The following is a 21,590-nucleotide window of genomic DNA, read 5'->3' on the forward strand; positions in this document are numbered from 1 at the left end:
TGACCCACTGCGTGGCCCAAGCACGGAGGTTTCTTTTATACTGTGTAGAACCCATCCAATCCTCCACCATAGGTGGAGGTTTTCTTTTGATAAAACGAAACGCCGCCGGAGTGACCCGGCGGCGTTCGATGCGAAGCGCCTGTTCCAGCCGCCGAAGCGGCCGAACCGCGACTTACGGCAGCATCTTGTAGGTGATCTTGCCGTCGTCGGCCTTGTACCACTCGTAGACAGTGTAGTCGGCGTCCTTGCGGTCGCCCTTCTCGTCATAGGCCAGCTCGCCAATAACGGTCGAGATCGGCGCGCCCTTGCGGACGGTCTCGGCCACAGCCTGCGGATCGACCGAACCGGCCTCCTTGGCGCCGGCGGCGATGATCTGTACGGCGGCGTAGCTGTAGAGCGTGTAGGCCTCGGGCTCGAAGCCGGCGTCCCGGAACTTCTTCACGGCGTCGGCAGCGGCCGGGTTCTGACGCGGGTCGGGGCCGAAGGTCATCAGCGTGCCTTCGACGGCCGGACCACCGATGGCGGCGAACTCGTCGGAGGCGATGCCGTCACCCGACATCATCGTCGCCTTGAGGCCGGCTTCGGCCGACTGACGGGCGATCAGACCGCCTTCGGTGTGCAGGCCGCCCCAGTAGATGACTTCGACGCCGGCTTCCTTCATCTTGGAGATGAGGGCCGAGAAGTCCTTGTCGCCGACGTTGACGCCTTCATAGAGGGCTTCGGTGACGCCGGCGGCGTTGAGCGCCTTCTTGGTCTCGTCGGCAAGGCCCTGACCGTAAGTGGTCTTGTCGTGCAGCACGGCCACCTTCTTGCCGGCGAGCTTCTCGGCAATGTACTTGCCGGCAACGGCGCCCTGCTGGTCGTCGCGACCGCAAACGCGGAAGGTGTTCCAAAGGCCGCGTTCGGTGAAGCTCGGGTTGGTGGAGGCCGGCGTCACCTGGAAGATGCCATTCTCGGCATAGACGTCGGAAGCCGGGATCGACACCGACGAGTTGAAGTGACCGACCACGAACTGGACGCCATCACCCACGAACTTGTTGGCCACCGAGACGCCCTGCTTGGGGTCCGACACGTCGTCGCCGAGCTCGATGACGACCTTCTCGCCGTTGATGCCACCGGCGGCGTTGATGTCGGCGGCGGCCTGCTCGGCACCCTTCTGGAGCTGGGCGCCGAAAGCGGCGTTCGGACCGGTCAGCGGACCGGCGACGCCGATGATGACGTCCGCCGAAGCGGCGCCGGCAAAAGCGAGGCCAGCGGCGAACACGACGCCAGACAGGAGGAACTTCTTCATTTTGTGGTCTCCCATTTTTCTGTCACTGGAAGTCTAGCGGGCTCATTCCCGAGCCCTGGGTACAAAGCGGCGGCCGGCGGAGAAAACCCCTGCTCCATTTGCCGGTCGCCACCCGGAACGCCTGGCCACGACTGGAAATCCAGCCCTGACCTCGTCGTTTCCGCTCAACCGCGCCCCTTCCAGGAGAAGGGACCGGTCAACTCGTATAGCCAGTAATACTGCGTAGCCATTTGACGTGCGCGCGTAAACTGGAATCCGGCGAATGCGATGGCTTCGAGAACGATCGCATCGACGACGTAATAGTGCGGCGACAGAAGCGTGCCGCTGAAGATCGAGAAATGGATGAAGCGGATGCCGACGGAGAGGATGGCGACATAGATCGCCATCACCAACCTTGGCCGCCACGTCTTGGCGCAAGCGCGACCGGTCATCCAGGCGCCGAGGCCGCCCAGAAGAAGCGTGACGAAGATAAAGGTGAGGCTCGACGCCTCTTCGTAGAGGATGCCCTGCATGATCTTTCTCCTTGGAGCCTGCCGGGGGAAAGCGAAGCCGCTTCCCGCGACGACAAACCCAGCCAGTGTTAGTGGGCACCACCCTCGAGATACGCGGCGCGCACCTCCGGGTTTTCGAGAAGTTCACGGCCGGAGCCGCTCATGGTGATCACGCCATTGACCATCACGTAGCCGCGATGGGCGAGCTTCAGCGCATGGAAAGCGTTCTGCTCGACCAAGAACACGGTAAGGCCGTCGCGCCGGTTGAGCTCCCGAATGGCGTCGAAGATCTGCTTGACGATCAGCGGCGCCAGACCGAGCGACGGCTCGTCCAGCATCAGCAGCTTCGGCCGCGCCATCAGCGCGCGGGCGATGGCCAGCATCTGCTGTTCGCCGCCCGACAGGGTGCCGCCACGCTGGTTGATCCGCTCCTTGAGGCGCGGAAACAGGTCGAACATGTACTGGATGTCGGTGTCGAAGAACTCCATGTTGTCGATCGACGCGCCCATCTGCAGGTTTTCGAGCACCGTCATGCGCGGGAAGATGCGCCGCCCCTCGGGCGACTGGGCGATCCTGAGGCGTGCGATCTCATGGGTCGGCAGGCGCGTGATGTCCTGTCCGTCGTAGACGATCGTGCCCTCGCGCGCCCTCGGATTGCCGCAGATGGTCATCATCAGCGTCGACTTGCCGGCACCGTTGGCGCCGATCAGCGTGACGATCTCGCCCTGGTGGACGTCGACGTCGACACCCTTCAGCGCGATGATGTTGCCGTAATAGGTCTTGACGCCCCTGACGGTCAGCAGGGACTTGGTGTCCGTGGCGCTCATGCCCTGCCCCCTTCGCTGCCGGCCGTCTCGTCGAGCTCTTGCTCGATCTCTTCCACCTCTTCGTCGTCGACGCCGAGATAGGCGGCGATGACGCGCGGATCGTTCCGCGTCTCGGTGGGCGTACCGTCGGCGATCTTGGTGCCGTATTCGAGCACGACGACATGGTCGGAGATGCCCATCACCACCGACATGTCATGCTCGATGAGCAGGATCGAGGTGCCGTCGTCCTGACGGATCGACAGCAGCAAAGCGTTGAGCTCGGCCGATTCACGCGGGTTGAGGCCAGCGGCCGGTTCGTCGAGACAGAGCAGGTCCGGACCGGTGCACATGGCGCGGGCGATCTCCAGGCGGCGCTGGGCGCCATAAGGGAGATCGCCGGCCGGATCGTCGGCGCGGTCCATGAGGCCGATCTTGTCGAGCCAGTAGCTGGCCCGTTCGATCGCCTCCCGTTCGTGGGTCTTGTAGCCGCCGATGCCGAGCACGCCGAGAATGGTCATGCCCGAGGCGATCATCAGCGGATTGTGTTGGGCGACCAGCAGGTTTTCCAGAAGCGTCATGCCCGAGAACAGGCGGATGTTCTGGAAGGTGCGGGCCACCTTGGCCTTGCGAGCGACGACAAAGTCGGGCAGCCGCTCGAGAAGATGCAGCGACCCGTCCTTGGGACGCATCGACATCATGCCGGTCGTCGGCTTGTAGAAGCCGGTGATGCAGTTGAACACCGTGGTCTTGCCAGCGCCGTTGGGACCGATCAGCGCCGTGATGTCGCCCCGGCCGACGGAGAAGCTAAGATCGTTCACCGCCACGAGACCGCCGAAACGCATGGTCAGATGCTCGACGGTCAGGACAGGATCGCTGTCCCAGTTCCGATAAGAGATGGTCATGTCAGCCGTGGCCTTCCTTCACGAGATCGCCTGAAACAGTCTTCCGCTTGAACAGGAAGGCGGTTGGCTGACGAGCTGAGACAAAACCTCTCGGTTTCCACACCATGATGATCACCATGGCGAGGCCGAACAACAACATGCGGTACTGGTCGGGATTGAAGTCCTTGCCGAACACCAGCTTCAGGAAGTCGAGTTCGCGCAGGAGCTCGGTGCCACCGATCATCGCCACCGCCGCCAACGCGACGCCGATCATCGACCCCATGCCGCCCAGCACCACGATGGCGACGATGACGGCCGATTCCATGAAGATGAAGGATTCCGGCGAGACGAAGCCCTGGCGGGCGGCGAAGAACGAGCCGGCGAAGCCGCCAAACATGGCGCCGATGGCGAAGGCCGTCAGCTTGGTGTTGGTGGTGTTGATGCCGAGCGACCGGCAGGCCACCTCATCCTCGCGCAGCGCCTCCCAGGCGCGGCCGATCGGCAGGCGGCGAAGCCTGATGGTGATGAAGGCGGTGAGCAACGCAAGGAGCAGGATCAGGTAGTAGAGAAACACCTTGTAGTAGGCCGACGACGGCGAGAGATGGAACGCTTTGATGAAGCTGTTGGTGGCGTTCATGTCGAAGGAGTAGATGCCGAACATCGTCACCTTCGGGATCGAGGAAATGCCCGCCGAGCCGCCGGAGAAGTCCTTCCAGTTGATCAGCACCAGTCGGATGATCTCACCGAAGGCCAGCGTGACGATGGCGAGATAGTCGCCTCGGAGCCTGAGCACGGGGAAGCCGAGGATGATGCCCCAGAAGGCGGCGAGAATGCCGGCCACCGGCAGCAGCACCCAGAAGCTCAGGTGAAAATTGATGGCGAGCAGCGCATAGGAATAGGCGCCGACCGCGTAGAAGGCGACGTAGCCGAGGTCGAGCAGTCCGGCGAGGCCGATGACGATGTTGAGGCCCCAGCCCAGCATCACGTAGATCAGGATCTGGACGCCGTAGTTGTCCACCCACTTGATCGATCCCTGCACGCCGAACAGCGAGATGATCAGGATCGGGTAGACGAACAGAAAGATCAGGCCGGTGACCGACAGCCCCCGGGTGACCCTCGCCCGCGCCTCCAGCTCGGCCAGCGTCACCGCCGCCTTGGTGCGGCGTCCGCGAGCGGCGATCCAGGGATAGATGAAGGCCGACAGCAGGAACCTGCCGACGCCGATGATCGCGGACAGTATGGCGGCAAGGCCGAGCCTGTTCTGCAGGATCAGTTCGTTGGCCATGTTCTGGTCGGTCTTGAGGCCGACCAGAGGCCCGAGGAGAGCGAAGGCGACGATCCCGATGATCACGCCATCCTTGAGGGCGCGGCCGAAATCGATGCCCGCCCCGTCTTTGGACTTCACAGCTGAGTTCATGATCAGACCTTCTCGACTTCCGGACGACCGAGCAGGCCCTGCGGCATGAAGATCAACACGATGACCAGGATCGAGAAGGCGGCGACGTTCTGGTAGTCGGCCGAGACATACTGCCCCCACAGCGTCTCGATGAGACCGATCAGCAACCCGCCGAGGACCGCGCCCGGCAGCGAGCCGATGCCTCCGAGAACCGCCGCCGTGAACGCCTTCACGCCCGGCGTGAAGCCGTCTGAGAACACCACGACGCCGTAGTACATGAGGAACAGCGTGCCCGCGACGGCGGCAAGCGCCGCGCCGATGACGAAGGTCAGCGAAATGGTGCGGTCCACGTTGACGCCGAGCAGCGCGGCCATCTTGCGGTCCTGCTCGCAGGCGCGCTGGGCCCGACCGAGAGCGGTCTTCTGCACCACGTACCAGAAGGCGGCGAGCAACAGGGCCGTCACCACCCAGATGATGATCTGCTTGAGGGAAAGGTTGACCGGATAGCCGTTGGCGCCTTCCCAGAGCGTGTAGACGTCACGCGTCACCGGCGGGATCGGCTTGTTGCGCGGACCCTGGGCGACCTGGATGAAGTTGGACAGCACGATTGACATGCCGATGGCCGAGATGAGCGGCGCGAGGCGGAACGACCCCCTGAGTGGTGCGTAGGCGACGCGTTCGATCGCCCAGACGAGTAGCCCCGTCAGCACCATCGCCACGACCATGACGAGAATGAGTGCCAATGTCATCGACGCGATGCCGAACCAGGACGTCAGCACCAGGAGAAAGATGAGAGCGAAAAAGGCAGACACCATGAACACGTCGCCATGGGCGAAATTCACCATGCCGATGATGCCGAAAACCATGGTGTAACCAATGGCGATCAGACCGTACAGCGATCCGATCGTGATCCCATTGATCACCTGCTGGACGAAAACTTCCATGAAACTGAGACCCCCTGCAGACGCCCTTGGTGGCAGCATTTTCCAGGCTGCTTCATTTGTGGGCGTTATGGATTCCATTAACAGGATCGATCGATCAAGACAACCGAGCCCCTTGTCATTGCATGTGGAATCACCCCTCGCGAAACATAACTCGGCCCAATTGGCCAATATCTAGCGAATTTCACTTCGATCCGTCACTATTTTGGAGATTTACGCGTAATCTCCGAAAAGGCTCAATCAAAGTGCAACCCGCGCCCCGCCAGCCCTATGCAAGAAGTTTGCCGCTTTTGGCGTGACCGCATTATGGGGGTCTGACAGCCGGTCCGTTCGTGATAAGCGTAGGCAGATCAACGGATTCGCTTTGCGAGAGGCAACAATGGCCACCGACAGCACAGCCGGTCGCGACTTTTCTGGGCAGGAAAGCGCCACGAGCACCCTGCAGACGACCACCGGCGAGGCATTTCGCGATGCCATTGCCCGCCTTCCATCGGGCGTCAGCATCGTGACCACCGCAGGACCGGCCGGAAAGGCCGGTTTTACGGCCACTGCGGTCGCTTCCGTATCCGACGATCCGCCCACAATTCTGGTCTGCCTCAACCGCAAAAGCCCGCAGAACAGGCTGATGCAGGACAATGCCCAGTTCGCGGTCAATCTGCTACCTAAAGATGCAGTAACGCTGGCCAACATTTTTGCTGGCCGAACCGGCCTGCACCTGGACGACCGCTTCAAGCACGGCGACTGGACCGTGCTTTCCACCGGCTCGCCCGTCCTGAAGGACGCCATCATGGCGCTCGATTGCCGCCTCCTGTCGTTCCAGGACGTCGGCTCGCACACCGTCTACTTCGGCACGGTCATCGCCACCTTGACCAAACCGCGCGATTCCACCGGCGCCAAGGAAGTCCTGATTTATCACGACCGGCATTACGGCGAAGCCTGATCCGCCCCACCCAGACTGAAACACGTTTCCAATCAATTGATTGTTCCGGACTCCGGACTCAGTTCATGAGTCGCGGAATGACGGCATTGCGCGCCGCGTTGCGACGCCGGTTGAGCCACCTCGCCCTTCCTGCTAAACCGCGCCCATTCCCACAAGAGAAGGCCGAGCCATGATCCCGCGCTACGCCCGCCCCGAGATGACTGCCATCTGGAGCCAGGAAACCAAGTTTCGTATCTGGTTCGAGATCGAGGCCCACGCCACCGACGCTCTCGCCGCCATCGGCGTTGTACCGAAGGACGCGGCGAAGACCATCTGGGAAAAGGGCGGCGCGGCGACATTCGACGTCGACCGTATCGACGAGATCGAGCGGGTCACCAAACACGATGTCATTGCCTTCCTGACCCACCTCGCCGAGTTCGTCGGCCCGGACAGCCGCTTCGTCCACCAGGGCCTGACCTCGTCGGACGTGCTCGACACCTGCTTCAACGTCCAGCTCAAGCGGGCCGCCGATCTGCTGATCGCCGACCTCGATGCCCTGCTCGCCGCGCTGAAGCGCCGCGCCAAGGAACACAAGCGCACGGTCTGCATCGGCCGCAGCCACGGCATTCACGCCGAACCGGTCACTTTCGGACTGAAGATGGCCGAGGCCTACGCCGAGTTCGACCGCTGCCGGGCCCGCCTCGTCGCCGCTCGCGAGGAAATCTCCACCTGCGCCATCTCCGGCGCCGTCGGCACCTTCGCCAACATCGACCCGCGCGTCGAGATCCATGTCGCCGAGGCGCTGGGGCTGCGCCCCGAGCCGGTGTCGACACAAGTCATCCCCCGCGATCGTCATGCGATGTTCTTCGCCACGCTCGGCGTCGTCGCCTCGTCGGTCGAGCGCCTCGCCATCGAGATCCGCCACTTGCAGCGCACCGAGGTGCTGGAAGCCGAGGAGTATTTCTCGCCCGGTCAGAAGGGCTCGTCGGCCATGCCGCACAAGCGCAACCCGGTGCTGACCGAGAACCTCACCGGCCTCGCCCGCGTCGTTCGCGCCGCCGTGACGCCGGCGCTTGAGAACGTCGCTCTCTGGCACGAGCGCGATATCTCCCACTCGTCGGTCGAGCGCTATATCGGCCCCGACGCCACCATCACGCTCGACTTCGCCCTCGCCCGCCTCACCGGCGTCGTCGACAAGCTCCTGGTCTATCCCGAGCGCATGGTCGCCAACATGGACCGCCTCGGCGGCCTCGTGCACTCCCAGCGCATCCTGCTGGCGCTGACGCAGGCCGGGGTCTCGCGGGAGGATGCCTATCGCCTCGTCCAGCGCAACGCCATGAAGGTGTGGGAGAGCTACCACCACGGCGGCAGCTCGACCGTCGACTTCCTGTCGGAGCTCCTGAAGGACCAGGAGGTGCGCGCCGCGCTTTCCGAGGAGGAAATTCGCGACAAGTTCGACCTCGACTATCACTTGAAGCACGTCGAGACGATCTTCGCCCGCGTGTTTGGCGAGTGATCCCTTCGGAAAGCCCCGGTCACCCGGGGCTTTCTTTGCCAACGAGCTCGGCTCAGGCTGCAACGCTCTCTGCATAGAGCCCGAGAATGAGCGGCCAGCCGCCATCCGAGCCAATCATGTCGGCAACGGCCGCGGCCCGGCTGCCGAAGCGCTCGATGTTGCGATGCTCGAGCTCGACGCGGGTTCCCTCACCGTCGGGGATGAACAATATCTCCACCTCGGTGATGAGGTCAGGATCGTATTTCCAGTCTGCATCGATCTGCCAGGCGAGAACCAGGCGCCCCGGCGGCTCGTAAACCAGCACCTTTCCCCAGTCGCAGGTCGAGCCATCCTCGCTTACCTCATACCAGCGGCCACCCGCCCGAGGTTCCATGACGGCATCGACCAGAGGCTTGCCGCCGATGGCATGACTTCTCGGCCACCAGCGGCCGATATTTCCAACGAAGGCCTGGAAGGCGCGTGCCGGCTCCGCCTTGACGGTCACCGAACGGCGAACGGGGGCGGCAACGATCGTGTCAGTCATGGTCGTCATCCTTGTCGTCCTTTGCATGCGCTTCGAGATCGGCGGCGAAGGCATCGAGAGCCTCACCCCAGAACTGATCGAGCCAAGCCCTGAGCGGGCCGAGCCCCCTGGGATCGATGCGATAGATGCGCCTTGCGCCATCGGCATGGTCCAACACCAATCCAGCCTCCTTCAACACCTTGAGATGCTGCGACACGGCTGGCCGGGATACCGGCAACCCCATGGCAATGTCGCCCACCGGCGCGGGAGATCGAGCCACACGCTCGAACACAGCGCGACGGGTGGGATCGGCAAGGGCAAGCAGGGCGGAGTTCATGTTAGCCATAGCTTACCGTAAGCGTACACTTACGGTAAATCAATCCCGCCGCCCCGTCGGCAGGACTTCAAGTCGAATCGGAACATCAGGATACAGCTTGAATCGCCATCACAACGGCAGGCACACGAGAGCATCCCGGACAGAGGAGTAGAGGATAACCCACTGAAACCAAGGCACTTCATCTTGAATCTTCACATGAGCTTCAACTCAAGCCGAAAGCAGACTCAGAACGTGAAGGCACTCGATCGCGGTGACGGCGCCTGCCTTGCTTTCCGCCCGAAAGCCATTCAAGGTCGCACCATGAAGACCTCCGAATGCGACATCCTCATCATCCCCGGCTGGAACAACTCAGGTCCCAACCACTGGCAAAGCCGCTGGGAGAAGCGCCTGCCAACGGCGCGGCGCGTCGCCCAGCGCGACTGGGCCAAGCCCGATCGTGACGCCTGGGTATCCGCCCTCGGCATCGCCGTCGGCAAGGCGAGTCGACCGGTGGTGCTTGTCGCCCACTCGCTCGGCGTCGCCACTGTCATCCACGCCGCCCCCTACGTCGGACGCAAGGTGGCCGCCGCGTTCCTGGTCGGCCTGCCGGACGTGGATCAGCTGGAGGTCCCTGAGATCGCCAGCTTCGCCGGTCTGTCTACTGACCCCCTACCCTTCCCTTCCATGCTGATCGCGAGCCGCGACGATCCTTACTGCGCCTTCGAGCGAGCGGACGAGTATGCCGCCGCCTGGGGATCGGATTTCGTCGACGCGGGATTTGCCGGCCACCTCAACGACGAGACCGGTTATGGCCCGTGGCCGGAAGGATTGACGCGCTTTGCGACGCTTCTGAAGCGAGCCGGAGCACCCGCGGCGCCCTGACGGCGCCGCGACTGCGGATCCCGTCAGCCACCCTCCACCTCGGAGATCGCCGCCTTCACGGCAGAGGCGACAAGATCCATGTCGGTCGACAGCGTGGCGAAGGTGAAGCCGAGCCCGAGATAGCGACGCACCAGCGCGGCATTCGCGCCAAAGGCGCCACATATCTTGCCGGCCGCCTTGGCCTGTCGGACCACCCGCTCCATGGCGGCGATCGTGTCGGGCCGGTCGAGCCCCGGCTCGCCATCGGGCGACAGGGCGATGGAAAGATCATACGGGCCGACGAACACGCCATCGATGCCGGGAACGGCCAGGATGGCATCCAGGTTGGCAAGCGCGGACCGCGTCTCGATCATCACCACCGCCAGCGTCGAGGCGTTGGCCGACGTTCGGTAGGCGTCAGCCGACAGGCCCGACAACTGCACTGCGCGGGCAGGCCCGTAGGAACGCAGCCCGTCCGGCGGATACTTCATGAAGCCTGCGAAGGCACGCGCGTCATCGGCTGTCTCGATCATCGGCGCCACCACCATCTCGGCGCCCCAGTCGAGCAGCCGGGAAGCCGACTGATACTCGCCCACCGGAACGCGAGCCAGCGCGTACCCACCGGCCGAGCGAATAGCGGCGAGCATGGCCGGCGCCACGCCCATGTCGATCACGCCATGTTGGAGATCGAGCAAGACCGCCTCGAAGCCGGCCCGGACCATGGTCTCGGCAGCCAGCGGATCGGGCAGGCAAGACCAGCCGACACGCAGTGGACGGGTACCTGCAAGCGCGGCGCGCAAGGATGGACGTTCCATCGTTTCCCTTTCGGACGGATCAGGTCTCGGTCATGACCTCGAGTTCGGCGCGCGCCATGAAATCGCGCATCGCCGTCTGTATCTCGTCGTCCGTTACGGGAATGCCGGCGTCGGCGAGGTCAGCCGCCAGCTTGGCGGAGATGTCGCGACCGCCGACCCGCGTGAGATCCGCAAAGACGACCGTACGAGCATAGTCGGCCGCCTCGGACTCGCCCATCCCCATTTTCATGGCCGCCCACAGACCGATGAGCTTGTTGCGGCGCGCAGTGGTGCGGAACCTCAACTCCTCGTCGCGGGCAAACTTGATTTCGAAGGCTTTCTCGCGGTTATCGAAGACCGCGATATTGCCGTTGTGGGCATTTTCACCTGACAAAGGCAGGCTTCGGCTCCATGTCGCGGACATCCGAACCTCCTTTCTCTAAAAGGCGAAAGCTCAAACACTCTCCTCGAATTGAATATAAGCTTTCACGCCCCTGTGATCAACTTGGCCGGAAGTAGGTAAGTAACCAAAAGAGTTAAGGAATGACCACTACGCGAAATTGCAGCACGACGGGATTGTTATCCGGGACCCGATCGGATAGTGTGCCCTCCAGGCGAGGGAGCGGGCGGACGTCAGTTCGCCCGCTTTCTGTGCTTAGAATGTGTCCACGCTGACGGTGCATTGCGCGCCGGTTGTCGTGTTGTCGCATCCTGAATTCCCGCCGAGGCGACAAGCGGGCTAGTTGTAAATCGGACCCGGAGCCCCGGCCTCATGGATTTCATCAACAGACCACGGTATATCCCCATGAACCGCCGCCGGCGTATCTACGAAGGTAAGGCCAAGATCCTGTACGAAGGTCCCGAGCCGGGTACGTTGATTCAGCACTTCAAGGACGACGCTACGGCGTTCAATGCCAAGAAGCACGAGATCATCGACGGCAAGGGTGTTCTGAACAACCGGATTTCGGAATATCTCTTCACCCATCTCAACAACATGGGCATTCCCACCCATTTCATCCGCCGTCTCAACATGCGCGAGCAGTTGATCCGCGAGGTGGAGATCATTCCGCTTGAGGTGGTGGTGCGCAACGTCGCGGCGGGCTCGATCGCCACGCGACTCGGGATCGAAGAGGGCACACAGTTGCCGCGCTCGATCATCGAGTTCTATTTCAAGAGCGACGAGCTCAAGGACCCGATGGTTTCCGAAGAGCATATCACGGCCTTCGGCTGGGCCTCGCCGCAGGAAATCGACGACATCATGGCGCTGGCCATCCGTGTCAACGACTTCCTCGCCGGTCTGTTCCTCGGCGTCGGCATTCGCCTTGTCGACTTCAAGATGGAGTGCGGGCGCCTGTGGGAAGGCGACATGATGCGCATTGTCGTCGCCGACGAGATCAGTCCCGACAGCTGCCGTCTTTGGGATATCGCCACCGGCGACCGACTCGACAAGGATCGCTTCCGCAAGGATATGGGCGGTCTTGTCGAGAGCTACACCGAAGTCGCACGGCGCCTGGGCATCCTCAACGAGTCCGAGCAGACGCGCCCCTCCGGCCCGACGCTGGTGAAATAAGCATGGACGCTGCGAAAAGCAGCGCCATGAAAGGCGGAGACGCCTCGAAAACCGACTTGTGAATTCGAGAACGCCGGGTTATTCCCCCGGCGTTCTTCATTTTCGGGATACGGCCATGAAAGTGCGCGTCACCATCACCCTCAAGGCGGGCGTCCTCGACCCGCAGGGCAAGGCGATCGAGGGCGCGTTGCGCGGCCTCGGCTTCGCCGGCATAGACGGCGCCCGCCAGGGCAAGATCGTCGACCTCTCCCTCGCCGAGACCGACCCGGACAAGGCCCGCGCGGCGGTCGCCGACATGTGCGAGAAGCTGCTCGCCAACACCGTTATCGAGAACTACGACATCGCCATTCTCGGCTGAGGCGAACATGGCCGACGGCCCTGACGATACGCGCCGGATCATTCGTTTCATGCTGGTCAAGGCAGCGATCTTCATCGGAATTCCGGTCGTCGCCGCCACTCTCGCCGTTCTGTTCCTGATGCCCTGACCTTTCGAGGAGAACACGATATGCGCTCGGCCGTCGTCCTCTTTCCCGGCTCCAACCGCGACCACGACATGGTCAAGGCCCTGCATTCGGTCACCGGCGTCGAGCCGACGGTCGTCTGGCACCAGGATGCGACAATCCCGGACGTCGACTTGATCGTCCTGCCCGGCGGCTTCTCCTACGGTGACTATCTGCGCTGCGGCGCCATCGCCGCGCGCTCGCCGGCCATGCTCGACGTAGCCAGGAAGGCCAAGGCCGGCGTCCGCGTCCTCGGTGTATGCAACGGCTTCCAGATCCTCACCGAAGCCGGCCTGCTGCCCGGCGCGCTGATGCGCAACGCCCACCTTCGCTTCGTCTGCAAGGAAGTGAAGCTCGAGGTGACCAACAACGACACCGATTTCACCCGCGCCTATTCCAAGGGCGAAGTGATCCGCTGCCCGGTGGCCCATCACGACGGCAACTATTTCGCCGACCCGGAAACGCTGGCGCGACTCGAAGGCGAAGGACGCGTTGCCTTCCGCTATGCCGAGGGCACCAACCCCAACGGCTCGATCAACGATATCGCCGGCATTCTCAACGAGACCGGCAACGTGCTCGGCATGATGCCGCACCCCGAAAACCTGATCGAAGCCCTGCACGGAGGCCTTGACGGCCGTGGCCTGTTCGAAAGCGTCGCCACCTCCGTCGCCGCCTGAAGCCAAGAACGCACCGCCAGTTGTGGTGTTGTATATTGACAGTTTTTGCGAGCTGATTAACCTCAACTTACCTTAAGTAGCAGATAGCCTTTCGTTTTCGCCACCAGGTCAGCTTCGGTAACCATTTGTCTGCCACGTCGGGGCTTCAGTGGAAACCGGATTAACATTGGCCGGAGCGTACTGCCATGCTGTCTCGACTGGTGTTCTACGGTCGCACCAACGTCAAGATCGGCGAATCCGCCGGGATGATCAAAAGCATCTTGGCGGCGGCCAGCGAGTATAGTCCTGCGTCGGGCCTCACCGGCGGTCTTGTCTTCAACGAAAAATATATGTTGGAGGTCATCGAGGGCGCTCGCGAGCAAGTCTCCAAGCGCCTGCGGTTGCTATTCGAAGATCCTCGCATCGAAGACCTCACGGTGCTCGCCATATCCACCATCGACAAGCGCGTCTTCGACGGATGGGCGGTGGGTTACGCGGGGCGCACCATCGATGCCGAGCGGCTGTACCTGAAGTACAATCCGACGGTCGATATCAACCCGACGAGCATGTCGGCGGCAGCCGTCCTCGATTTCGTTCGCGAGTTCTGCGCCCTCGATACGCTTTACGTGCAGCGCACCGGGCTTGCCGACCAACGTCCGACGACATTGCCGCCCCAGCCGCCGCCCGCCGCGCCTCGCCCGGCACCGGCCAGGCAGGACCCGCCGGTCGAGACCATAAGGGTCGTCAACACCAAGACCATGGCCCCAACCTGACGGTACCGATCGTTGCCGTCTGAAAAAGCGGCGACACGCGCTTTTTTGTGCGGCCGCTTTCTTGCGGTTTTGTGCCAGTCGTTCTATCCCCTGCCCAACCGTCGGCCCGGTCTCCAAGGGGATTGCCCGTGTTCCAGAACGACATCGAAATCACGCCCGACCTCATCTCCCGTCACGGGCTCAAGCCCGACGAGTATGACCGCATCCTCCATCTGATCGGGCGCAAGCCGACACTGACCGAGCTCGGCATCTTCTCGGCGATGTGGAACGAGCACTGTTCCTACAAGTCCTCCAAGAAGTGGCTGAAGACCCTGCCCACCAAGGGCGACAAGGTCATCATCGGACCAGGCGAGAACGCCGGCGTCATCGACATCGGCGATGGCGATGTCGCCATCTTCAAGATGGAAAGCCACAACCACCCGTCCTACATCGAGCCCTATCAGGGCGCGACGACGGGCGTCGGCGGCATCCTGCGCGACGTGTTTACCATGGGCGCCCGGCCGATCGCCGCCATGAACTCGCTGTCTTTCGGCGAGCCCGATCATCCGAAGACCCGCCATCTGGTGGCCGGCGTCGTCGCCGGTGTCGGTGGCTACGGCAACTCCTTCGGCGTGCCGACCGTCGGCGGCGAGGTTCGCTTCCACGCCCGCTACAACGGCAACTGCCTCGTCAACGCCTTCGCCCTGGGTATCGCCAAGCGCGACGGCATCTTCCTCAGCGAAGCCAAGGGTGTCGGCCTGCCCGTCGTCTATCTTGGCGCCAAGACCGGCCGTGACGGCGTCGGCGGCGCCACCATGGCCTCCGCCGAATTCGACGATACCATCGAGGAGAAGCGTCCCACCGTTCAGGTCGGCGACCCCTTCACCGAAAAGCGCCTCCTGGAAGCCTGCCTGGAGCTGATGAAGACCGGCGCCGTGGTCGCCATCCAGGACATGGGCGCCGCCGGCCTCACCTGCTCGGCCGTCGAAATGGGCGCCAAGGGCAACCTCGGCATCCGCCTCGATCTCGACCGCGTGCCGCAGCGCGAAGAGGACATGACGCCCTACGAGATGATGCTCTCCGAAAGCCAGGAGCGCATGCTGATGGTGCTCGAACCTTCCAAGGAGAAGGAGGCCGAAGCCGTCTTCCGCAAGTGGGAGCTGGACTTTGCCGTCTGCGGCGAAACCACCGACGACCTTCGCTTCCGTATCATCTGGCAGGGCAAGGAAGTCGCCGACCTTCCGATCAAGGAACTCGGCGACGAAGCACCGGAGTATGATCGCCCGTGGGTCGAGCCGCGTAAGGCCGCTCCGCTTGCCGCCGACGCCATTCCCGCAGTGAACGATGTCGGCACCGCGCTCGTCCGTCTGATGGGGGCTCCCGACCAGGCCTCGCGCGCCTGGGTCTACGAGCAGTACGACTGCCTCGTGCAGGGCAACTCGGCCCAGATCCCCGGCGGCGACGCCGGTGTCGTCCGCGTCGAAGGGACCGGCAAGGCGCTGGCCATGTCGGCAGACGTGACGCCGCGCTACTGCGAGGCCGACCCCTTCGAAGGCGGCAAGCAGGCGGTGGCCGAAAGCTGGCGCAACGTCACCGCCGTGGGCGGCGACCCGATCGCCCTCACCGACAACCTCAACTTCGGCAACCCCGAGAAGCCGGAGGCCATGGGCCAGTTCGTACGGGCGCTGCAGGGCATCGCCGATGCCTGTCGCGCCCTGAACTTCCCGATCGTCTCGGGCAACGTGTCACTCTACAACGAGACCCACGGCGAAGGCATCCTGCCCTCCCCGACCATCGTCGGCGTCGGCCTCCTGCCGGACGTGGCCAAGATGGCCACCATCGCCTTCAAGGCGGACGGAGACGAGGTTCTGCTCGTCGGCGGCCATGGCAGCCACCTCGGCCAGTCGGTCTACCTGCGCGATCTTCATGGTCGCGAGGAAGGCACGCCCCCGCCCGTCGACCTCGCACTCGAGAAGAAGAACGGCGACTTCGTGCGCGGCCTGATCGCCGCCGGTCGCGTCTCCACCTGCCACGACCTCTCTGACGGCGGCCTCGGTGTGGCGCTTGCCGAAATGGCGATGGCCGGTCAGCGCGGCGTCCGCATCGAGCTTGGCGACCTCACCCCGCATGTGGCAGTCTTCGCCGAGGATCAGGCTCGCTACCTGATCGCCGTGAACCCCAACGAGAGCGCCGCCGTTCTGGCCGACGCCGCCAAGGCCGGCATCAAGGTCGAGCGGATCGGCACCGTCGGTGGCAACGCCGTCGACTTCGGCCCTGCCGGCAAGGCGTCCATCGCCGACATCAAGGCGGCCTATGACGGCTGGTTCCCAGCTTTCATGGGCGGGAAGGCCTGAGCGCTTCTCCCTCGGCTGGCAATCCGACCGAACTGGAATATGCTCTGGTGGAGCGAATTTGACATTTGAGTCCCGCCTGACATAGAGCGCCCGCTCAAATGTCAAATTCAAAAGCTCCACTAGAAACAATAGCTTGCTAGTGGTTCTTTTGACCGAGACATTTGCTCTGAGGCTTGTGTCACGCGGACGCAAATGTCTCGGTCGAACCACTAGGGTATCAGCCCGGAGCATTTCCTTTTGAGCCGGATGATGCCATCTGATCAGAAGAAGCTGGGCGACTCCTGACCGGCGACGAAGAGAGGGGTGTTCGACATGGCCATGCAGGCAAGAGACATCGAGGCGATGATCAAGGAGGCGCTGCCGGACGCCAGCGTCGAGATCCGCGATCTGGCCGGGGACGGCGACCACTATTCGGCCATCGTCGTGTCCGAAGCCTTTCGCGGACTGACGCGGGTCAGGCAGCATCAGCTGGTCTACGACGCGCTCAAGGGGAAAATGGGCGGCGAGCTGCATGCCCTTGCACTTCAGACCAGCGCGCCTTAACTTTGAATGCTTCCAATTCGGACCTTGAATCCGATCGACCGAGGTAGACCCATGGCTGACATCAAGTCGCTTATCGACAACGAAGTGAAGAGCAACGATATCGTCCTGTTCATGAAGGGCACGCCGGATTTCCCGATGTGCGGCTTCTCCGGACAGGTGGTGCAGATCCTCGGCTACCTTGGCGTGCCATTCAAGGGCATCAACGTGCTGGACAATGCCGAGCTGCGCGACGGCATCAAGGCTTACTCCAACTGGCCGACACTGCCTCAGCTCTACGTGAAGGGCGAGTTCGTCGGCGGTTGCGACATCGTCCGCGAGATGTTTCAGAAGCAGGAGTTGCAGGCCCACCTCAAGGAGGTCGGCATCGCCGTCAACGAGGCCGCCGCCGAGTAAGACTAAGCTATACTCCCTGTCGCCTTTCCAAAGCCCTCGTCGATCCCGGCGGGGGCTTTTTTGCATGTCCAGATGTCCCCGAGACGATTTTTAGAGCAACTCCAGCAAAAGTGGATACCGGTTTGCGTCCGGAGTTGCGTGAAAACAAAGCGATAGAGCATGTTGGCGAACCAAGGTTCGCCGGACAAGCTCTAGACGGTGCGAACGGCGACTTCCTCCCCCCAACCAAGTTTTTTCATCTCAGAGCGTCGTTCCTTTCGTGAACGATTCCTCCCCATTCTCACGCCGCAGCCGGCCTGGACTGAGCAACTGGAGGCCGGTTTCCCGCGGTGTACCGCGGGTTTTCCCGGACCCACTGAATACGTTCAACTCCGTAGACACGTTTTCGCGACTTTCGTTCAACTGGATCGCTCGCACACGTCAGCGACGACCGGTTTGAACGTGAACGGTCAAGGTCCAAATGAGGGTCATCGGCAGTGAACAAGACCTCCCCGCTGCCAAAACACGAAGCAGGCCTTCCCAAGAAGACCACCCCATTTGGAGTAGACGTCATGAACACCAAGTTCCTTCTCACCGCCGCCCTCGCCGCCGCTCTGGTTCCTTCCATCGCCAACGCCGCCGGCGTGACCTTCGATCCGGCTGCCCGCGACAACGACCCGCAGTTCGTCAACATGCTCTTCAGTGACGGTGGCGCCAACGCCGCTGCCGCCAAGGCCGATGCCGCCCGCTACGCCGCGGCCGAGCAGACCCTGAAGTCCGGCGCCCTGGTCGGAACGCATGGTTCGGAAGCCGCAAAGGTCATCACGACCTTCGATCCGGCTGCCCGCGACAACGACCCGCAGTTCAACCGCACGGTCGTGCTTGAGAATCCCGCCAACGCCGCCGCGGCCAAGGCCGACGCCGCCCGCTATGCGGCGGCCGAGCAGAACCTGAACGCTGGCGCGGTCATCGGCACGCACGGCTCGGAAGGTTATCGCGTCGTGACGACCTTCGATCCGGCCGCCCGCGACAACGAGCCCCAGTTCAAGAACACCGTGGTCTTCAACTGATAGCAGAGCCACGCTCTCTGCCTGCCATCGGGCCGCCCCTTGGGGCGGCCCTTTCTGTTTGAGTCGCCTTATGCCCCAGGCTGCCCCGGCATGGAAAAGGTCCGCCCGGTTTCGACCAGTGTCTTCAGACGCGAGATCGCCTCGACCCAGCCGGCCGACACCATGCGGCTGGTGGTCGTGTCGCCCCCAAAGTCATCGTGCACAAGCGTCAGTTTCGTGGCCCCATCCCCCGCGGGCTCCAACTCCCAGGTGACGCGCGATGGAGGATCTCCGGCAACCTCCTCGGACCAGCAGGCGGCGAAGCTGTGCGACAGGCGCTTCGGCGGCGTCAGCTCCAGCACCTCGCCGACGATCATGGAATGGCCGCCCAGCAGGAACTCGATCTTGCCACCAACGCGCCACTCGGTGCGCGAGTCCATGTTGAAGTGCTGCCAGAGCGGCGTCTTCGCGTCGTCGGTCAGGATCGCCCACACCGCATCCGGCGTCGCGTCGATGAAAAGCTCATAAACATGCTTCGGTACGACCGTCACAGTATTCATTCTGAAAACCCCTTGCTGGAATCCGCTCTTCAGATCGGCGAGACCGCGCGCAAACGGCAGGGCATAGCGCGAGATCCATCGATCGCTCACATCCTGAATGGGGACGGGGTTGAGATAGTGGAACTTCTCTCGCCCGACCTTGCGGGTGACCACCAGCGCGGCTTCCTCGAGGACGCCGAGATGTTTCATCACCGCGAAGCGCGACAAAGGCAGACAGGCTTCGAGCTCCCCCAGGGTCTGACCGTCCCGCTCACGCAGGGCATCCAGCAACCGGCGACGGTGGGCACTGGCAAGAGCATCGAAAACATCAACCATGGCGCTACAATATGTTCCATTTTAGTAACGTGTCAATATGGTAACCTATGGACACTCATGAGAGTGCCCCGACATCTCCTGTCACAAATGGACGCGGAAAGCGCTAGGGTGACGGCCTCCGGGCACACAGACGACCCCGGAAAAAGGCGAGGAGTAAGCCAAGTGGGCAGGACCATTCAGTTTTCGGGCGTTGACGCCGTTGTCGACAAGGCCATCGGTCACAAGATCGTCGGCGCCAACATACTGATCTCGCTGAACGGTGAGCTCGTCTATCAGCGCCTGGCCGGCTTTCTCGATCGCGAGGCCGGCAGGCCGATGGCGCCACGCACGATCTTCCGGCTGGCCTCGGTGAGCAAGCCGATGGTCTCCGTGGCGGCGCTGGCCATGGTCGAGGCAGGCAAGCTGCGCCTTGACGACCCGGTGACGCGCTATCTGCCCGACTTCCGCCCGCGCCTTGCCGACGGCGAAGCACCGACGATCACCATATCGCAGCTGATGACCCACACCTCCGGGCTGACCTATGACATCGACAGCGGCGACGGCAAGCGCCCCTGCGGCGGAACGGGACCGTCCGACTTCGATCTAGCCGAGAATATTGCCCGCATCGCGACCCTGCCCCTCGCCTTCAGGCCCGGCACGGGATGGCAATACTCGCTCGGCATCGACGTGCTGGGCGGGGTGATGGAGGTTGCCGACGAACGGACGCTGCCGGAGATCGTCAAGACGCGCGTCACCGGACCGCTCGACATGGATGATACCGACTTCTGGCCGGCCGACCCCGATCGTCTGGCCGCCCCCTATGCGGACGGAACACCCCCGGCTCGAATGGGCGACAGAGAACTCGTCAAGGACGGCGAGGGCTTCGTCGAGTTCTGGACGGGGCGCGCCTTCGATCGGACAGCCTTCCCGTCGGGCGGCGCGGGAATGATCGGTTCGGCCGAGGACCTCCTCGTCTTCCTGGAGGCGATGCGCAAGGGCGGCGCGCCGTTGTTGACGCCAGCTTCCATGTCCCTTCTCACCGAGGCGCACACGGTGGACCTCGATCCGGCGCCATCAGGTCAGGGCTACTCGCACGGCTGGTCGATCTACCGTGACCCCTCGGTACAGAACCAGCCCTGCAAGCCCGGCACATGGGCCTGGGGCGGCATCTATGGGCATCAGTGGTATGTCGATCCGGCCACCGGCCTCACGATCGTCAGCTTCACCAACACCGCCATCGAAGGCTGCAACGGCGCTTTCCCGAAGGACGTTTTCCGCGCCGTCTACGCGGATCTCGGCCTCTGATACGCGTTCCGCTTGATCCGGACTCATCCGGCTCAAGCGGGTTTCGGCCTGACCGGCCGGCGCCCGGTCTGGCGCTTCCGCCTCCGTCAGCTTTCGACCCGAAAGGTCAAAACCCGACGGAAGCAGTGTGAACGGCAAAAAGGCCGCCCACTGGGCGGCCTTTCCACAGATCCGAAGCGTCGGAACCCTATCAGCGCGAGTAATACTCGACGACCAGGTTCGGCTCCATCTTGACGGCGTAGGGAACGTCGGCCAGCGCCGGCACGCGGACCAGCTTGGCGACCTTCTTGGCGGTATCGACCTCGATGTAGTCGGGCGTGTCGCGCTCGGCGAGCTCGACCGACTCGAGAACGATGGCCAGTTCCTTCGACTTCTGGCGAACCTCGATGACGTCGCCGATCTTGCAGCGGTACGAGCCGACATTGACCTTGCGGCCATTGACGGTGACGTGACCGTGGTTGACGAACTGACGAGCCGCGAACGGAGTCGGCACGAACTTGGCGCGGTAGACGACGGCGTCGAGACGGGTCTCGAGCAGGCCGATCAGCGCTTCCGAGGTGTCGCCACGCAGACGGACGGCTTCCTCGTAAATCTTGTAGAACTGCTTCTCGCTGAGGTCACCGTAGTAACCCTTCAGCTTCTGCTTGGCGCGCAGCTGCAGACCGTAGTCCGAGGTCTTGCCCTTGCGGCGCTGACCGTGCTGGCCGGGGCCGTATTCACGCTTGTTGACCGGGCTCTTCGGGCGACCCCAGAGGTTCTCGCCCATGCGGCGGTCGATCTTGTACTTTGCACTATGGCGCTTAGACATCGCGTATCCCGCTTTTTGTCAATGTTCATTCAGGACGCGCGCCCTCCTCTGCTCCGATCTGGCCCGAAAGCCACCCGAAACCGACAGGGAAACACTGCGCGCGGCAGGTCCCC

The 21,590-nt window shown here is 63.0% G+C and carries 24 protein-coding genes and 1 pseudogene; 13 read left to right on the top strand and 12 right to left on the bottom strand.

Annotation, left to right across the window (positions count from 1 at the left end; translation table 11 throughout):
* Positions 1-172 precede the first annotated feature (172 nt).
* The 6 genes and pseudogenes from M4J40_RS17245 to M4J40_RS17270 all read right to left on the bottom strand — a co-directional run bounded on the left by M4J40_RS17245 (position 173) and on the right by M4J40_RS17270 (position 5,809).
* Positions 173-1,291, bottom strand: coding sequence for a branched-chain amino acid ABC transporter substrate-binding protein (locus M4J40_RS17245; protein ID WP_251755663.1), 1,119 nt, complete (start codon positions 1,289-1,291; stop codon positions 173-175).
* A gap of 164 nt (positions 1,292-1,455) precedes the next feature.
* The gene (locus tag M4J40_RS17250) at positions 1,456-1,803 is read right to left on the bottom strand and encodes a DUF6867 family protein (RefSeq protein WP_251755664.1); all 348 of its coding nucleotides are present in this window, start codon (positions 1,801-1,803) and stop codon (positions 1,456-1,458) included.
* Positions 1,804-1,871: 68 nt separating this feature from the next.
* Entirely contained in the window at positions 1,872-2,609 is a 738-nt protein-coding gene (locus M4J40_RS17255; protein WP_251755665.1) for an ABC transporter ATP-binding protein, read from the bottom strand.
* A gap of 26 nt (positions 2,610-2,635) precedes the next feature.
* Positions 2,636-3,490: pseudogene (locus tag M4J40_RS17260) on the bottom strand (ABC transporter ATP-binding protein); the annotation flags it as partial.
* Between the two features lies 1 nt (position 3,491).
* Positions 3,492-4,886, bottom strand: coding sequence for a high-affinity branched-chain amino acid ABC transporter permease LivM (gene livM, locus M4J40_RS17265; protein WP_251755667.1), 1,395 nt, complete (start codon positions 4,884-4,886; stop codon positions 3,492-3,494).
* 2 nt (positions 4,887-4,888) lie between these two features.
* Positions 4,889-5,809 carry a branched-chain amino acid ABC transporter permease gene (locus tag M4J40_RS17270; protein ID WP_251755668.1) on the bottom strand — a complete coding sequence of 307 codons (921 nt, stop codon included), beginning with the start codon at positions 5,807-5,809 and terminating at the stop codon, positions 4,889-4,891.
* Between the two features lie 376 nt (positions 5,810-6,185).
* On the opposite strand from M4J40_RS17270, the gene M4J40_RS17275 reads away from it, so the two are divergent.
* The gene (locus M4J40_RS17275; RefSeq protein ID WP_251755669.1) at positions 6,186-6,746 is read left to right on the top strand and encodes a flavin reductase; all 561 of its coding nucleotides are present in this window, start codon (positions 6,186-6,188) and stop codon (positions 6,744-6,746) included.
* A gap of 169 nt (positions 6,747-6,915) precedes the next feature.
* Positions 6,916-8,241 (top strand): adenylosuccinate lyase, encoded by a 1,326-nt coding sequence (gene purB, locus M4J40_RS17280; RefSeq protein WP_251755670.1) that lies wholly within the window; start codon positions 6,916-6,918, stop codon positions 8,239-8,241.
* 52 nt (positions 8,242-8,293) lie between these two features.
* On the opposite strand, the gene M4J40_RS17285 is transcribed toward purB, so the two are convergent.
* Positions 8,294-8,764 carry an SRPBCC family protein gene (locus M4J40_RS17285; protein ID WP_251755671.1) on the bottom strand — a complete coding sequence of 157 codons (471 nt, stop codon included), beginning with the start codon at positions 8,762-8,764 and terminating at the stop codon, positions 8,294-8,296.
* Positions 8,757-9,089: a helix-turn-helix transcriptional regulator gene (locus M4J40_RS17290; protein ID WP_251755672.1), complete on the bottom strand. Its 333-nt coding sequence runs from the start codon at positions 9,087-9,089 to the stop codon at positions 8,757-8,759. Before M4J40_RS17290 ends, M4J40_RS17285 begins: the two co-directional genes overlap by 8 nt.
* A 291-nt stretch (positions 9,090-9,380) precedes the next feature.
* Here M4J40_RS17290 and M4J40_RS17295 point away from each other — a divergent pair, with 291 nt between their 5' ends.
* Positions 9,381-9,941: an alpha/beta hydrolase gene (locus M4J40_RS17295; protein ID WP_251755781.1), complete on the top strand. Its 561-nt coding sequence runs from the start codon at positions 9,381-9,383 to the stop codon at positions 9,939-9,941.
* A 23-nt stretch (positions 9,942-9,964) separates the two neighbouring features.
* Here M4J40_RS17295 and M4J40_RS17300 read toward each other — a convergent pair whose 3' ends face one another.
* Together M4J40_RS17300 and M4J40_RS17305 are read right to left on the bottom strand one after the other, a co-directional pair.
* Positions 9,965-10,735, bottom strand: a complete 771-nt coding sequence (locus M4J40_RS17300) for an HpcH/HpaI aldolase/citrate lyase family protein (RefSeq protein ID WP_251755673.1) — start codon at positions 10,733-10,735, stop codon at positions 9,965-9,967.
* 19 nt (positions 10,736-10,754) lie between these two features.
* A complete protein-coding gene (locus tag M4J40_RS17305) occupies positions 10,755-11,138 on the bottom strand; it encodes a DUF1476 domain-containing protein (RefSeq protein WP_251755674.1) in 384 nt (127 codons plus the stop codon).
* Positions 11,139-11,486: 348 nt separating this feature from the next.
* Between M4J40_RS17305 and purC the strand changes: the two genes are divergently transcribed.
* The 9 genes from purC (at position 11,487) to M4J40_RS17350 (ending at position 18,531) form a co-directional block, all read left to right on the top strand.
* Positions 11,487-12,284 (top strand): phosphoribosylaminoimidazolesuccinocarboxamide synthase, encoded by a 798-nt coding sequence (gene purC, locus M4J40_RS17310; RefSeq protein ID WP_026782764.1) that lies wholly within the window; start codon positions 11,487-11,489, stop codon positions 12,282-12,284.
* Between the two features lie 115 nt (positions 12,285-12,399).
* Positions 12,400-12,642: a phosphoribosylformylglycinamidine synthase subunit PurS gene (gene purS / locus M4J40_RS17315; RefSeq protein WP_251755675.1), complete on the top strand. Its 243-nt coding sequence runs from the start codon at positions 12,400-12,402 to the stop codon at positions 12,640-12,642.
* A 7-nt stretch (positions 12,643-12,649) separates the two neighbouring features.
* Positions 12,650-12,769 (top strand): phosphoribosylformylglycinamidine synthase-associated small membrane protein, encoded by a 120-nt coding sequence (locus M4J40_RS17320; protein WP_251755676.1) that lies wholly within the window; start codon positions 12,650-12,652, stop codon positions 12,767-12,769.
* Positions 12,770-12,789: 20 nt separating this feature from the next.
* Positions 12,790-13,461 carry a phosphoribosylformylglycinamidine synthase subunit PurQ gene (purQ, locus tag M4J40_RS17325; RefSeq protein WP_251755677.1) on the top strand — a complete coding sequence of 224 codons (672 nt, stop codon included), beginning with the start codon at positions 12,790-12,792 and terminating at the stop codon, positions 13,459-13,461.
* Positions 13,462-13,646: 185 nt separating this feature from the next.
* On the top strand, positions 13,647-14,213 hold the full coding sequence (locus M4J40_RS17330; RefSeq protein WP_251755678.1) for a BLUF domain-containing protein: 567 nt from the start codon (positions 13,647-13,649) through the stop codon (positions 14,211-14,213).
* A 128-nt stretch (positions 14,214-14,341) separates the two neighbouring features.
* On the top strand, positions 14,342-16,546 hold the full coding sequence (gene purL / locus M4J40_RS17335; protein WP_251755679.1) for a phosphoribosylformylglycinamidine synthase subunit PurL: 2,205 nt from the start codon (positions 14,342-14,344) through the stop codon (positions 16,544-16,546).
* A 312-nt stretch (positions 16,547-16,858) separates the two neighbouring features.
* Entirely contained in the window at positions 16,859-17,089 is a 231-nt protein-coding gene (locus M4J40_RS17340) for a BolA family protein (RefSeq protein WP_251730501.1), read from the top strand.
* 51 nt (positions 17,090-17,140) lie between these two features.
* On the top strand, positions 17,141-17,482 hold the full coding sequence (grxD, locus tag M4J40_RS17345) for a Grx4 family monothiol glutaredoxin (protein ID WP_251755680.1): 342 nt from the start codon (positions 17,141-17,143) through the stop codon (positions 17,480-17,482).
* Positions 17,483-18,033: 551 nt separating this feature from the next.
* Positions 18,034-18,531, top strand: coding sequence for a hypothetical protein (locus M4J40_RS17350; protein ID WP_251755681.1), 498 nt, complete (start codon positions 18,034-18,036; stop codon positions 18,529-18,531).
* A 68-nt stretch (positions 18,532-18,599) separates the two neighbouring features.
* Here M4J40_RS17350 and M4J40_RS17355 read toward each other — a convergent pair whose 3' ends face one another.
* Positions 18,600-19,385: an SRPBCC domain-containing protein gene (locus tag M4J40_RS17355; RefSeq protein ID WP_251755682.1), complete on the bottom strand. Its 786-nt coding sequence runs from the start codon at positions 19,383-19,385 to the stop codon at positions 18,600-18,602.
* A 162-nt stretch (positions 19,386-19,547) separates the two neighbouring features.
* Here M4J40_RS17355 and M4J40_RS17360 point away from each other — a divergent pair, with 162 nt between their 5' ends.
* Positions 19,548-20,669, top strand: a complete 1,122-nt coding sequence (locus M4J40_RS17360; protein ID WP_251755683.1) for a serine hydrolase — start codon at positions 19,548-19,550, stop codon at positions 20,667-20,669.
* 190 nt (positions 20,670-20,859) lie between these two features.
* Here M4J40_RS17360 and rpsD read toward each other — a convergent pair whose 3' ends face one another.
* Positions 20,860-21,477 carry a 30S ribosomal protein S4 gene (gene rpsD, locus M4J40_RS17365; RefSeq protein ID WP_251730451.1) on the bottom strand — a complete coding sequence of 206 codons (618 nt, stop codon included), beginning with the start codon at positions 21,475-21,477 and terminating at the stop codon, positions 20,860-20,862.
* Between the last annotated feature and the right edge of the window lie 113 nt (positions 21,478-21,590).

It is taken from the genome of Pleomorphomonas sp. JP5, assembly GCF_023721815.1.
In the GTDB taxonomy this organism is placed as follows: domain Bacteria; phylum Pseudomonadota; class Alphaproteobacteria; order Rhizobiales; family Pleomorphomonadaceae; genus Pleomorphomonas.